Source organism: Klebsiella sp. BIGb0132, from assembly GCF_024810075.1.
GTDB lineage: Bacteria > Pseudomonadota > Gammaproteobacteria > Enterobacterales > Enterobacteriaceae > Klebsiella > Klebsiella terrigena.
The window spans coordinates 501,791-515,251 of record NZ_JANUDW010000001.1 but is presented as its reverse complement, the minus strand read 5'-3'; the positions used below and the strand labels follow the sequence as shown (position 1 = coordinate 515,251).

Sequence of the window (13,461 nt, the reverse complement as noted above, 5' to 3'; positions counted from 1 at the left end):
CGCTGTCCGTGTTCAAACTGCCTTCAACAATTACGCCTACCGGGATAGGCACACTAAGGAAACTAAGATGGATATCGCTCAATTTGCTCCCATCAACCCGCCGCCGCGCCTGCTGATGGGGCCGGGACCGATCAACGCCGACCCGCGCGTGCTGCGCGCCATGTCGAGCCAGCTTATCGGCCAGTATGACCCGGCGATGACCCACTATATGAACGAAGTGATGGCCCTGTATCGCGGCGTGTTTCGCACCGATAACCGCTGGACGATGCTGGTAGACGGCACCTCGCGCGCCGGCATCGAGGCGATTCTGGTCTCCGCCATCCGCCCCGGCGACAGGGTGCTGGTGCCGGTATTTGGCCGCTTCGGCCACCTGCTGTGCGAAATCGCCCGCCGCTGCCGCGCCGAGGTCCATACCATTGAGGTGCCGTGGGGAGAGGTCTTCAGCCCGCAGCAGATTGAGGATACCATCCGGCGCGTGCGCCCGCGCCTGCTGCTCACGGTGCAGGGCGATACCTCCACCACCATGCTGCAGCCGCTGGCCGAGCTGGGCGAAATCTGCCGCCGCCACGACGTGCTGTTCTATACCGATGCCACCGCGTCGCTGGGCGGTAACGCTCTCGAAAGCGATGCCTGGGGGCTGGATGCGGTATCGGCGGGAATGCAGAAGTGCCTTGGCGGCCCGTCCGGGACCTCGCCCGTGACCCTGAGCGCGCGGATGGAGGAGGCTATTCGTCGCCGCCGGTGCGTTGAAGAGGGGATCCGCACCGAGGCCCATCTCGACGGCGTTGATGAGGCTATCTACTCCAACTACTTCGATCTGGGCATGATCATGGACTACTGGGGGCCGGAGCGCCTCAACCACCATACCGAGGCCACCTCAGCGCTGTTTGCCGCCCGCGAATGCGCCCGCCTGATCCTTGAGGAGGGGCTGGATAACGGCATTGCCCGGCATAAGCTACACGGCGATGCGCTGCTGAAGGGGATCCAGGCGATGGGGCTGGAGACCTTCGGCGACCTCAGGCACAAGATGAACAACGTCCTCGGGGTCGTTATCCCGCAGGGGATCAACGGCGACCAGCTGCGTAAAATCATGCTCGACGATTTCGCGATAGAGATTGGCACCTCGTTCGGCCCGCTGCACGGCAAGGTATGGCGTATCGGCACGATGGGCTACAACGCGCGCAAAGATTGCGTGATGACCACCCTCAGCGCCCTTGAGTCGGTGCTGAACCACCTCAAGTTTGCCACCACCCAGGGCGCCGGCATGCAGGCGGCATGGGATCACTACCGCAGCGAGACTCCGCAATGAGCCAGGCGGAGTGGGCGCAGGCTGCGGCGAGGGTGATGGCGCGGGCCGACGAGCTGGCCGCGATCAGCGAAAGCGCGGATGCGCTGACCCGGGTCTATCTTTCACCGCAGCATCTGCAGGCTAACCAGCAGGTCGCCCGCTGGATGAGCGAGGCCGGGATGCGCGTCTGGCAGGATAGCGTCGGCAATATCTGCGGCCGCTACGAAGGTGAGCAGGAGGGAGCGGCGGCTATTTTGCTGGGTTCGCATCTCGATACCGTGCGCAACGCCGGGCGCTACGACGGCATGCTGGGGGTGCTGACGGCGATCGAGGTCGTACACCGCCTCTATCTGCAGGGACGACGGTCGGCGCGGGCGATTGAGATTGTCGGCTTCTGCGATGAGGAGGGGACCCGTTTCGGCATCACCCTGCTCGGCAGCCGGGGGGTGACCGGCACCTGGCCCGAGGGCTGGCTGGCGCAAACCGACGCCAAAGGTATCAGCGTGGCGCAGGCGATGGCGCAGGCCGGGCTCGATCCGACGCGGGTCGCGCATTCTGCCCGCCGGGTGGAGGAGATTGCCGCCTATCTGGAGCTGCATATTGAACAGGGGCCGTGCCTCGAACAGGCGGGGCTGGCGCTGGGCGTGGTTGAGGCCATCAACGGCGCACGCCGCCTGAACTGCCGTTTTCTCGGCGAGGCGGGCCACGCGGGGACGGTACCGATGAGCCACCGCCGGGACGCGCTGGCCGCCGCCGCCGAATGGATGACGCTGATTGAGAGCCGTACCCGCCAGCAGGGGGGCAACCTCGTGGCGACGGTGGGCACCCTGCACTGCGCGCCGGGGGCGGTCAACGTGATCCCCGGCGAAGTCACGCTGAGCCTTGATATTCGCGGCCCGCACGAGGATCCGCTGGAGGCGCTGCTGGATACGCTGCTCGACGATGCGCACAAGGTTGCCGACCGCCGCGGCCTGCAGTTTGGCTGCGAGGAGTTCTACCGGATTGCGGCCACCGCCTGCGATGAGCGGCTGCAGCAGGTGCTGAGTACGGCCGTGTGCCGGGTGCAGGATTGCTCCCTGTCGCTGCCGAGCGGCGCCGGACACGACGCCATCGCGATGGCCGAACGCTGGCCGGTAGGCATGCTGTTTGTCCGCTGCAAAGGCGGCGTCAGCCATCACCCGGCGGAGTCGGTGACGGCGGCGGACGTTGCGCTGGCGATCGCCGCGTTTAGCCAGGCAACCCTCGCCCTGAGCGATATGACCTGACGCTCTTCCCCCCGCGTTGGCACGGGAAAACCGGGGGGATGTGTAAAGAAATTAGCACTAAAAGCTAAAAATGCCGCAGGCGATCGCTATACCATCCGCGGCACTGACCTCGTCGCCATGGATTGGTAGTCAGTTGGAAAAATTCCGCGGGGTCAGTCCACTCTCTTCCTCCACCGTTGATACCCCCTTAGTGCCCCTGATTTACGCTGCCGCAATGCGGGTTTTTGATGTGCCGAATCTCATCGGGCTGGTATGCTGCGTTTTGAGAGAGACAACGTTGTTTGAGAGACATGCCAATGCCTGATTTACAAAAACATTTGCCTCCCAAGGCCCCGCTGGCCGCTTCCCGGGCCAACCTGCTGCCCGCGCTATTGGTGATTATCGCCGTATCGGCGCTCTGTATTTTCATCTCAAAACCTTTAGGCCCCTGGAACGTGATATTTACCAACTCCGGACTCTATATCGATCTGCTGGCCCTGCTGTTTCTGGTGTTTATGCTGTGGAATTCGGCAAAAGTGAGAATGAGCCACGTGGCGGTGAACTGGGTGCGCTACGGGCTGCTGCTGTGGATCGCCGGCGGCACCTTCGATTTAATGGATGAGATTTTCGTCCAGCCGCGATGGATGGGCTACTACTGCGAAGATCTGCTGCGCCTGTCCGGCATGCTCCTGACCACTATCGGGATCTACAAAATTATCGATCGCATTAACATCCTCTACGTCGACGCGCGCTCGCAGTCGCTGAAGGATGAATTAACCCAGCTGCCCAACCGGCGCTTCTTTATCGATACCATTCGCGAAAAGCAGGGCCACCAGCTGGCGCTGATGATTCTCGATATCGACTTCTTCAAGAAAATAAATGACACCTACGGCCACCTGATGGGCGATGAGGTGCTGTTTGCGCTCGGCAAGCAGCTGGCAAAATTAACCAGCGACAAAATACAGCCGGCGAGGATTGGCGGGGAAGAGTTCGCCATTATCGTTGACGGGATGTCGCCAGAAGAGGTGCGCAGCCTGGCGCAGTCGATTCTGGAGAACGTCCGCACCATTCTGATTAATAGCGACTATCCGCTGTCGGTGAGCATTGGCGTCGGCATGCGCGGGCGCGATGAGCCGCAGGATGCGTTTATCAAGAAAGTGGATGAAGCGCTCTACAAGGCGAAAAATAACGGCCGCGGCCGGGTGGAGTGGGCCGCAGCCTGAGGCGGATATTACGCCTGCTGCGCGCTGCGGCAGTGGCGACGATATTCTGAAGGAGAGCGCTCGGTGTAGCGTTTAAAGACCCGGCAAAAATAGTTGCTGTCAACGAAGCCGCAGTTATGGGCGATCTCTTTGACCTTTAAATCATAGCCGCGCAGCAGCTTTTTAGCTTTTTCCAGCCGGACGCTGGTCAGGTATTCGTTGAACCCAACGGATCCCGATTTCTGGAATATATGCGAGAGGTAGTTGGGGGTAATATGGAAACGTTTTGCCACCGACTCCCGGGTTAAGGGCTGGCTGAGATTGTCCTCCAGAAAATCCTGGACGGCCAAAAACAGATCGCGGCTCCGGCTGACCTGCATCTCAAGGCCGACGAGCTGCTCAAGACAATGGTTTAATAGTGCAGACACCACCAGCCTGGCGGTGACCGGGTCCGGCTGAAGGCAGATCTCATTCAGCGCCAACAGCAGATACGATCCGACGCGAGGCCCCAGTCGGGCGACGTTCTGCTTCTCCGTGTGCAGCTGCTTGCCATCCCAGCGCTGGATACAGAATCCCAGCTTTTGCCTACCGAACAGGATACTCAGCGTAGAAGCCGGGCCGGTCCACTCCGGTAGCGTCCATTTACCTGCCTGCACGTACAGCACCTGCGATAGCGTTAGCTGGCTATCAGACAGCGGCAAACCGCGCTCTTTAAGCTCGCCATCGAGGACAATTTCCAGCCGAGGGAAGGGTACTTTATAGGCCAGATCGGGGACCGATACGTCCGGCTCCGGGAATCTGACCTGCAGCGTATCCTGCTGATTGACCAGGCGATGTAGAATTTCAGGCAGATCCGCAATCATCCTCTAAACCCCGAAAGATAGCTATTATCCTTTTGATTATAAACTATTTTATAAATTAATGACGCTATTGGATCACCTTGCAGCGCGCCGACTTCACCGCGGGCGGTAGCAGATGCGGAGATTTTGATGGCAATCACAGTTTGCTCTCCCGCGTACGGATATCCAGTTTTTCGTAGGATTAGCCTCATGTATTTCCGCAGGCCGGCGTTTAAAGTTTATTTCGTGTTATCGAAAGGTTAAAGGAAATAAATATGGAACATCAGTCTGCCGTATATCTGGATGCGCTTGGCGCCAATATTGCGCTCACCGAAAAGATGAAAGAGGAGCTGAATACCCTCGGCTACACCGTGGTGCATCGCGTCGCCGATCCGCAATGGCTGGAAGCAATGCGGGACCTTATCGACGCGATTGTTGAGAAAGAGGGGGATAATCTCGCCATCGAACACCATCAGGAAGCCACGGCGACCCGTATTGCCAACCTGATTAATAAGGGGGTGATTTGGGAGAAAGTCTGGTCTCATCCGCTGATCCTCTCCGCCTGCCGCTATATTTTTCAGGGCGATTTTAAGGTTTCCAGCCTCAACGCGCGGGAAGCGTTGCTCAACGGCGGCAGCCAGCCACTACATGCCGACTGGAAAAAGCCGCGGCCGGATTTTCCGAAGGTGCATCTGGTCAATACGATTTGGGCTATTGATGATTTAAGCGCCGAAAATGGCGCACCGCGCATTATTCCCGGCACTCATCTGCGGCCGGAACTGCCGGAGGAGGTGCTGGAGGACCCCGAGCAGCCGCATCCTGACGAGGTGGTGTTCGCCGCGCCAGCGGGAAGCGTGATGATTTATAACGCCCATACCTGGCATGGCGGCACCTGTAATAACATCGGCAGCAGAAGGCGCGTGCTGCACGGCCTCTATATTGACAGACAGGATACGCCGCAGCAGGATCAGCAGCGCTGGCTCAGGCCCGAAACGGCAAGTCGTCTCACGCCGGCGCAAAAATGGTTGCTTGATGTGAAGTAGTCCGGCGCAATAAGGGCGGATTCAGGGGATCCGCCCTTTTCTGAAGAGAAGCTCAGGGAATGTCCAGATAGACGACCGGTTTTTTCATGATGCACTTCACCGCCTCAATAACCTGCTGCGGCTGAAGTAAAAAAGTTTTGATGCTGGTTTTAATGGTTCGTACGCCGATAAACCGTTGCGCATCGTCAATTTCAATATCTGTCACCAGCAGCACCACGTCAGCACGGGTAATATCGTCAGGGGTGATCTTATTCTCAACGCCTAATGCGCCCTGGGTTTCAATTTTCATATGCCATTTTTCATGGTGCGCGACTTTTACCAAACGTTCCGCCGCCATATAGGTATGCGCCACGCCGCTGACGCAGGCGGTCACCGCTACGATATTCAGTTCCATATTCTCCTCCGGGCGCTAGCCGCCGATGGTGACGTGAAAACCCGCTTTCTCAGCCATAATCCTGAATGGCTCAATCTGTGACGCGTCCGGGGCCTTAATTTTCGCCATCGACCACTTCCTGCCGAGCAGCGCGTATTTAGGCTCGCCATATTGATGGAACGGGAGAAGATGGATTTCAGGAAGCTTAAAGGGTGCCAGAAACGCCAGGATTTGCCGGAAATTCTCTTCGCTAAGCGTGTACCCGGGAATGAGCGGGACCCTGGGAATAACCTGAATATGCTTGTCCACCAGCCTGCTGAAATTATCTAACACCCGCGGTACATCGATCCGCAGTAGAGTCTGCGCTTGTTCAATATCCATGATTTTCAGATCGAACAGCACCTCATTGCACTGTCTGGCGAGCGGGTAAAAGCGGCTGAATGCCGCATCGCCTGCCGTTTCAATTGCCGTGCGTATTCCCAGCTGGCGTAAGGTTTGCAGGAAGCGGGTTGCAAACCCGGCCTGCATTAATACTTCGCCGCCTGACAGGGTGACGCCGCCGCCGGAGGCGCGAAAGAAAACGTCATCCTTGAGGACTTCCTTAACTAAATCACTTAGCGTGACGTCGCGGCCGATTTGCTCCCATGCGCCGGAGGGGCACTCTTCGACATCCTGCTGGCAGCGCGTACAGCGCAGGCATTTGCTCTCCCGGCGTACGGTCTCTATTTTAGCTGAGATCGATTCCGGGTTAGCGCACCACGGACAGACGTGCGGGCAGCCTTTAAAAAAGACCACCGTCCTGATCCCCAGGCCGTCGTTCAGCGAGTAGCGCTGGATATTAAAAATGCGCGCCCGATCGGCGCGCGTCTCCAGAACCTCACAGCTGATGCGCGGTGCGGTGGATAATGTCATCCTGAATCTCCTTTGATAGCTCGACAAAGAAGGCGCTGTAACCGGCGACGCGTACCACCAGACCGGCAAAATCCTGGGGACGCTGCTGCGCTTCGCGCAGGGTATCGGCATTGACCACGTTGAACTGGATATGCTGAAGCTTGAGCTTGCTGAATGCCTGCAAAAAGTCAGCCAGCTTGTTGAGGCCGCCGTCGCCGGCAAGGGTAGCCGGCGTAAACTTCACGTTAAGCAGCGTACCGTTGGATAAAAGATAGTTATCCAGCTTGCTGACGGATTTCAGTACCGCCGTCGGCCCTTGAGAGTCCTGGCCGAACATGGGTGAGAGCCCGCCGTCGGCTAGCCGATCGCCGGCCAGACGACCGTCGGGCGTTGCGCCGACTACGGACCCCAGGGGCACATGCGCTGAGACGGTGTAGGAACCCGGCGTGAAATGTCCGCCGCGCGGATTGAGATGTTGCTCGACTTCTTTACAGTAAAAACGCAGCAAATCGGCGCTGATATTGTCGACTTCATCGATATCATTGCCATATTTTTCAAAACGGTTAATCAGCCGCGCGCGGATTTTTTCCCCTTCCTTGGTTTTGAAATTGGCCTTAAGAACCTGGATGAGCTCATCAAAACTCATCCGCTGCTGCTCGAAAACCATTCCCTTTAGGGCATGCAAAGAGTCGCTAAGGTTGGCGATACCAATGCCCTGCACGCCGGAGAAGTTATAGCGCGCTCCGCCCTCGGTGATATCTTTACCGCGTTCAATACAGTCCAGAATAAAAGAGGAGAGCAGGGGAACCGGCGCCTGGTCGCGATGGCCGATATCGCAAATATTGCTGCCGTTAATCATCAGCTTGATGTAGTGGCGAATTTTTTCGCGGATTTGGTTGAGCAGCCCGTTCCAGCTCACGTCGGGATTGCCTTCATTCTCCAGGATGACGATCTCCATAACCTTGAGCAGGTTAAACATCGCAATATCGTGCAGTCCGTAAGTTCGCCCGGGGATCGACAGCTCGACGCAGCCGACGACGGCGTAGTCGCGGGCATCCTCGAGCGATACCCCGCGATTCAGAAACGCCGGAATCACGACTTCATCATTAAAGACCTGCGGGATACCTGTCCCAAAGCGGATCGTTTCCGCGGTCTTACGCAGGAACGCACGGTCGATCAGCTCATTGACGCGAACGCCAAGGTTAGGCTGCGGTAGCCGGACTTCCTGATACGCATCCAGAGCCAGAAACGAGAGTACGTTCACCGCGCTGCGCCCGGTTTCGCTTAGTCCGCCGAGCAACGCGGTGTAGCCGGTTGGGAAGCCGGCAAAGTAGCGAGCGCTGCTTGACGAGCGCAGCAGGACGATATCGTTGCACTTGACCCACAATGACTCCAGCAGCTCCTGCAGGAAAGCCGGATCCTGGCCCCGATTTAACGATGTCTGATAGAACGGCAGCATGTACTGGTCGAAGCGCCCCAGCGAGAGGGAGCTGGCGTTAGACTCATGCTGCAAAATAATATTCATATACCAGAACAGCTGACAGGCCTGGTAGAAATCCTCCGGGCGATGAACCGCGTTATGCCGGGAGATCGCGGCGATGGCGGCGAGCTCCTGACGCCGCCTGGCGTCGCTGCAGGCGGCGGCCATCTCGTCGGCCAGCAGCGCATAGCGCAGAATGTGCCGCTGCGAGGCCTCCAGCAGAATCAGCGCGGCCTGATAGAAGTGGTTGCATGGCGCGCTTTCGGCTGCAGCCCTGAGTTCTGCAACCAGGGCCGCGAGGCCATTATTGAGCAGTCGGGGGTAGTCGATAATGATATGCCCCTGGCCTTTATCGGTCTGGTTGACGCTGAAAATCTGGGTGCTGACGGCCGCTTTGACCTCATCGGTCATGCGGGCGTTAATAAAGTCTTTCATCGAGCGCTTTTCCCAGTAAGGGAACAGCGCTTCGCGGTAAATACGCTTATCTTCTTCGCTGATGGCAAAACGATCCTGGGGGCGAGAGGCGAAACCGTCCAGTTCGTTCAGTAACCAATACGGGTCCATTTCCGGGGAGACTATGCCGGCCCGCGGCTTGACCGTGCGGTTGCCGGCAATGAGTTCATCCTCACGAATCGAGATCTGCACATGGTCAAGGATCCACGCGGTGGCTTTCGCCCGGCGTAACAGTACCGGCTCACCCGCCGTTTGTTTGTGGCTTGCGGTATACAGCAGCGCCCGCTCAAGCGAGATCTCCCGCGGCTGGGCGAACAAACTCTCTTTTAAGCGTTGAGTACGATTCGTCATGACAAACTCCATGTTAGTCCGGCGGAGCGCCAGGGCGCTCCGCTCTGTTCAGGCTTTCTGTGCAAGATGGCCGTCGATTTTTTGCATGATGGCCTCCGCGCGTTTCACCGCATCGCTGATATTGACGCGGACGATGGTTTTAGCGGAAAAACGCTCTTCAAACTTGATGCCGATATCCCTGGTCAGGATCACGATATCGGCGCGGGCGACATCCTCCGCCGTCAGTTCGTTTTCGATCCCGATAGAGCCCTGGGTCTCGACTTTGATCTGCCAGCCTTTAGCTTTGGCGGCGCCCTCCAGCGACTCGGCGGCCATATAGGTATGCGCGACTCCTGACGGGCAGGCGGTGACGGCAATAATGTGGGTCATAGACTTATCCTCTCTGCTTCTCAGTTAATTTCGAAATCAAGATCCAGCTCGTCATCGGCTTTAGCGGCCGGCGTTTTCTTTTTTGTCAGCGCCTTAAGAGCGATGACGCAGGCGGCGGTGACGCATGCGCCGACCAGCAGGCCAGCGATAAATCCGCCCTTACCCTGCACGACCGGCAGCACGATTAGCCCGCCCCAGCCGGCATAGCACTGTGCGCCGAGCAGGGCGGTGGTGACGCATCCGCTGGCGGCGCCAATCATAATTGAGGGGATCACCCGCAACGGGTCGGCGGCGGCAAAGGGGATGGCGCCTTCGGAGACGCCTACGCAGCCCATTACCAGCGCGGCTTTGCCGGTTTCACGCTCTTCGGCGCTGAAGTATTTGCGGCCGACAAGCGTTGCCAGCCCCATGCCCAGCGGCGGAATGGCGATACCGACGGCGGCGATGGCCACGACGCTGTAAATGCCCTGTGAGACGCAAATCAACATAAAGGCGTAAGCCACTTTATTCACCGGGCCGCCCATGTCGAAGGCCAGCATCAGGCCCATGATGATGGCGAGCAGGACAATACTGCCCTCGCGCATTCCCTGGAGCCATCCAGTCAGGCTAGCGGTCAGCGCGCCGACCGGCTCGCCTAAACCCCACATCATGATCCCGGCGGTTATAAATGTGCCGACGATCGGGATGACAAATATAGGCATCACCGAGCGCAGCACCTTGTGGACCGGGATCTTCTTGAGGTAATAGACCACCAGACCGCCGATCATCCCGGCGATCAGCGCGCCAAAGAAGCCGGCGCCAAAGCTGTTGCCTACCCACGCGCCGATAGCGCAGGGCGCCAGAGCCGCGCGGTCCGCAATGGAGTAGCCGATATAGGCCGCCAGAAAGGGCACCATCAGCGTTAAACCGGCGACGCCAATATCAAATAGCTTTTTCAGATTCGGATCGGTGGCGACGTCCGGGACCGCGCCCTTGCCGTACAGCATCACGGAGATGGCGAGCAGGATGCCGCCGGAGACTACGAAGGGGATCATATGTGAAACGCCGGTCATGAGATGCTGGCGTGTATTTTTTAGTATTTGCACCAGTTCGTTCATTGCTTGCTCCTGAGCGTGCTCTTCGCTCGTGACGGTATTGATGCCTCAACAGTAGGAAAATGGCGGTACAGAAAATAGAAGAGAAAAAGTGCATTTACTGGATATTTGTAAGGTGAGAATAAAATTGCGATCCACCTCAAATCTTAGCGCTGGCGGGTATGGAGGCAATTTAAGCGCTGCATTTGTGACCGCGGGCATGAAAAAGAATGCTGTGTACAATAGTCCAGTAATTAAGAGTTATTTCGCGTAGTGCCGTCGGGGTTCTTTCTTTACCTTTTGGGTAACTAACGTATTGCTCAGGAGAGAGGCGATGGCTCAGGTCATTAAATTCATATGCGATTTGTCGAATGGCGTTCATGCCCGCCCGGCCAGTCTGGTCGAAACGCGCTGTAATACCTTTTCGTCCACCGTTGACTGGCTGAATACGCGCAGCGGAAGGCGCGGGAATGCGAAAAGCGCGCTGGCCATCATCGGTAGCGATACGATTAAGGGGGATGAGTGTCAGCTAATCATCAGCGGCGATGACGAGCAGCAGGCGTTTGCCGCGCTGTCGACGTTTATTGTGGAGGAGTTTCCGCACTGCGATACGCCGCTGGCAAGAGTGAACAGCGTGGATGTGCAGCCGGTTCCTGAATCGCTTTCCCGCCTGAACCCGACGCTATTTCGCGGTCAGTCCGTCTGCGGAGGGAGTGCGGGAGGCAGGCTCAGTCATCTGAAGTCCCTTGCGCTTAGCGATCTCGGGCCGCTGCCCGCTGCCGGCAGTATCGAAGAGGAGCAGGCGCTGCTGGATAAGGGATTGCTGCTCCTGGTGAGGAATATCGAACTCCGCCTGCTGGACAACGACGGTACCGCCGGCGCCATCCTTGAAGCGCATCGTTCTCTGGCGACCGATGCTTCCTTGCGCCAGCATCTGCTCGACGGGCTGCTTGACGGATTGAGTTGCGCACAGGCGGTTGTCGCCAGCGGCGAGCACTTTTGCTCCCGGTTTAGCGAATCCGCGAATAGCTACCTGCAGGAAAGGGTGCTCGACGTCCGCGATATCTGCTTTCAGCTGCTGCAGCATATCTACGGCGAGGCCCGTTTTTCGGCGCCGGGACAGCTGAACGCGGCCTCTGTTTGTCTGGCAGAAGAGCTAACGCCCGGCCAGTTTCTTGAACTGGACAAGACCCTGCTCAAAGGCCTGCTGCTGCGCAGCGGCGGGACCACCTCGCATACCGTGATTCTGGCGCGCTCGTTTAATATTCCTACGCTGGTTGGCGTTGATATGGACGCGCTGCTCCCCTGGGTCGGCCAGGCGGTGCATATCGACGGCAACGCCGGGCTGGTGGTGGTCAATCCCGATGAGGCGGTCGCGCGCTATTATCAGCAGGAGGCCTGGGTTCAGGCGCAGGTGCATAGCCAGCAGCAGGCGTGGCTGGACAAGGAAGGGCAGACCCAGGACGGCCTGCGTCTGGAGGTGGCGGCAAATATCGCGCACTCCGTTGAAGCCGCTGCGGCATTCAATAACGGGGCGCAGTCGGTAGGTTTGTTCCGCACTGAAATGCTGTATATGGACCGGCCCGGCGCGCCGTCCGAGTCCGAGCTCTATAATATTTTCTGCCAGGCGCAGGAGCCGGCCGCTGGGCGCAGCATTATCATCCGCACGATGGATATCGGTGGCGATAAGCCGGTGCCCTATCTGAATATTCCGGCTGAAAACAATCCGTTCCTCGGCTACCGTGCGGTGCGGATTTATGAAGAGTATCAGGCGCTGTTTCATACCCAGCTCAGGGCCATTCTGCGCGCCTCCGCGCACGGTTCGCTGAAAATCATGATCCCGATGATTTCGTCGATGGAGGAGATTCTGTGGGTGAAAGATCGGCTGGCGGAAGCCAGGCAATCGCTGCGCGATGAACATATCCCGTTTGATGAGAAGATCCCGCTCGGCATCATGCTGGAAGTGCCGTCGGTGATGTTCATCATCGATCAGTGCTGCGAAGAGGTCGATTTCTTTAGTATCGGGAGTAATGACCTGACGCAATATTTGCTGGCGGTAGACCGCGATAACGCGAAAGTGACGCGTCACTATAACAGCCTCAACCCCGCTTTTTTACGCGCGCTGGACTACGCGGTTCAGGCCGTGCATCGCCAGGGTAAGTGGATCGGTCTTTGCGGCGAGCTGGGCGCGAAGGGCTCCGTTTTGCCGCTGCTGGTCGGCCTCGGAGTGGATGAGCTGAGCATGAGCTCGCCGTCAATTCCGGCCGCGAAATCGCGCCTGGCGCAGCTCGACAGCCGGGCGTGTCGCCAGCTGCTGAACCAGGCGATGCGGTGCCGAACCTCGCTGGAGGTGGAGCATCTGCTGGCCCAGTTCCGTATGACCCAGCAGGATGCCCCGCTGATCGCCAGCCAGTGCATCACCCTGAACAGCGACTGGCGCAGCAAAGAGGAGGTGATCAAAGGCATGACTGACAACCTTCTGCTGGCGGGCCGCTGCCGGTATCCGCGCAAGCTGGAGGCCGATCTCTGGGCGCGGGAGGCCGTGTTCTCCACCGGGCTGGGCTTCAGTTTCGCCATTCCGCACAGCAAGTCGGAACATATCGAACAATCGACCATCAGCGTTGCCCGCCTGGCTCAGCCGGTGGCGTGGGGCGACGACGAGGTGCAGTTTGTCATTATGCTGACGCTGAATAAGCACGCCGCCGGCGACCAGCATATGCGCATTTTCTCCCGTTTGGCGCGGCGCATTATGCATGAAGCGTTCAGAAACTCGCTGGTGATGGCACAGAGCAGCGACGCTATTGCTGAACTGCTACACCGCGAACTCGAACTGTAAAGCGCTGCGGACTCTGCGG

General features: G+C 58.4%; 11 protein-coding genes. 5 read left to right on the top strand and 6 right to left on the bottom strand.

Translation table 11 applies throughout. The annotated features are described in order from the left end of the window. The first annotated feature begins 67 nt into the window (after positions 1 to 67). From M2416_RS02350 to M2416_RS02340, 3 genes are all read left to right on the top strand, one after another. On the top strand, positions 68 to 1,309 hold the full coding sequence (locus M2416_RS02350) for a pyridoxal-phosphate-dependent aminotransferase family protein (RefSeq protein WP_259221873.1): 1,242 nt from the start codon (positions 68 to 70) through the stop codon (positions 1,307 to 1,309). Further along, positions 1,306 to 2,553, top strand: a complete 1,248-nt coding sequence (gene hpxK, locus M2416_RS02345; RefSeq protein ID WP_259222860.1) for an allantoate amidohydrolase — start codon at positions 1,306 to 1,308, stop codon at positions 2,551 to 2,553. The genes M2416_RS02350 and hpxK overlap by 4 nt, the downstream gene beginning before the upstream one ends. Positions 2,554 to 2,849: 296 nt before the next feature. Next, the gene (locus tag M2416_RS02340) at positions 2,850 to 3,755 is read left to right on the top strand and encodes a GGDEF domain-containing protein (RefSeq protein WP_259221871.1); all 906 of its coding nucleotides are present in this window, start codon (positions 2,850 to 2,852) and stop codon (positions 3,753 to 3,755) included. Between the two features lie 8 nt (positions 3,756 to 3,763). Here the strand turns inward: M2416_RS02340 and M2416_RS02335 are convergent, their stop codons facing one another. After that, positions 3,764 to 4,597 carry a helix-turn-helix transcriptional regulator gene (locus tag M2416_RS02335; RefSeq protein WP_045854767.1) on the bottom strand — a complete coding sequence of 278 codons (834 nt, stop codon included), beginning with the start codon at positions 4,595 to 4,597 and terminating at the stop codon, positions 3,764 to 3,766. Between the two features lie 251 nt (positions 4,598 to 4,848). On the opposite strand from M2416_RS02335, the gene M2416_RS02330 reads away from it, so the two are divergent. Then, a complete protein-coding gene (locus M2416_RS02330) occupies positions 4,849 to 5,616 on the top strand; it encodes a phytanoyl-CoA dioxygenase family protein (protein WP_259221868.1) in 768 nt (255 codons plus the stop codon). Positions 5,617 to 5,668: 52 nt separating this feature from the next. Here M2416_RS02330 and M2416_RS02325 read toward each other — a convergent pair whose 3' ends face one another. From M2416_RS02325 to M2416_RS02305, 5 genes are read right to left on the bottom strand one after another with little or no spacing between them, the layout of a single operon-like run. Beyond that, complete coding sequence (locus tag M2416_RS02325) at positions 5,669 to 6,010, bottom strand: PTS fructose-like transporter subunit IIB (RefSeq protein ID WP_045854769.1); 342 nt, start codon at positions 6,008 to 6,010, stop codon at positions 5,669 to 5,671. 15 nt (positions 6,011 to 6,025) lie between these two features. After that, entirely contained in the window at positions 6,026 to 6,901 is an 876-nt protein-coding gene (locus M2416_RS02320; protein ID WP_259221865.1) for a [formate-C-acetyltransferase]-activating enzyme, read from the bottom strand. Continuing rightward, positions 6,867 to 9,164, bottom strand: coding sequence for a formate C-acetyltransferase (locus M2416_RS02315; RefSeq protein WP_259221864.1), 2,298 nt, complete (start codon positions 9,162 to 9,164; stop codon positions 6,867 to 6,869). The genes M2416_RS02320 and M2416_RS02315 overlap by 35 nt, the downstream gene beginning before the upstream one ends. A 48-nt stretch (positions 9,165 to 9,212) precedes the next feature. Continuing rightward, positions 9,213 to 9,533: a PTS fructose-like transporter subunit IIB gene (locus M2416_RS02310; protein WP_045854772.1), complete on the bottom strand. Its 321-nt coding sequence runs from the start codon at positions 9,531 to 9,533 to the stop codon at positions 9,213 to 9,215. A 20-nt stretch (positions 9,534 to 9,553) separates the two neighbouring features. Further along, on the bottom strand, positions 9,554 to 10,630 hold the full coding sequence (locus tag M2416_RS02305; protein WP_259221861.1) for a PTS fructose transporter subunit EIIC: 1,077 nt from the start codon (positions 10,628 to 10,630) through the stop codon (positions 9,554 to 9,556). 310 nt (positions 10,631 to 10,940) lie between these two features. On the opposite strand from M2416_RS02305, the gene ptsP reads away from it, so the two are divergent. Continuing rightward, entirely contained in the window at positions 10,941 to 13,442 is a 2,502-nt protein-coding gene (gene ptsP / locus M2416_RS02300; protein ID WP_259221860.1) for a phosphoenolpyruvate--protein phosphotransferase, read from the top strand. The last annotated feature ends 19 nt before the right edge of the window (positions 13,443 to 13,461 follow it).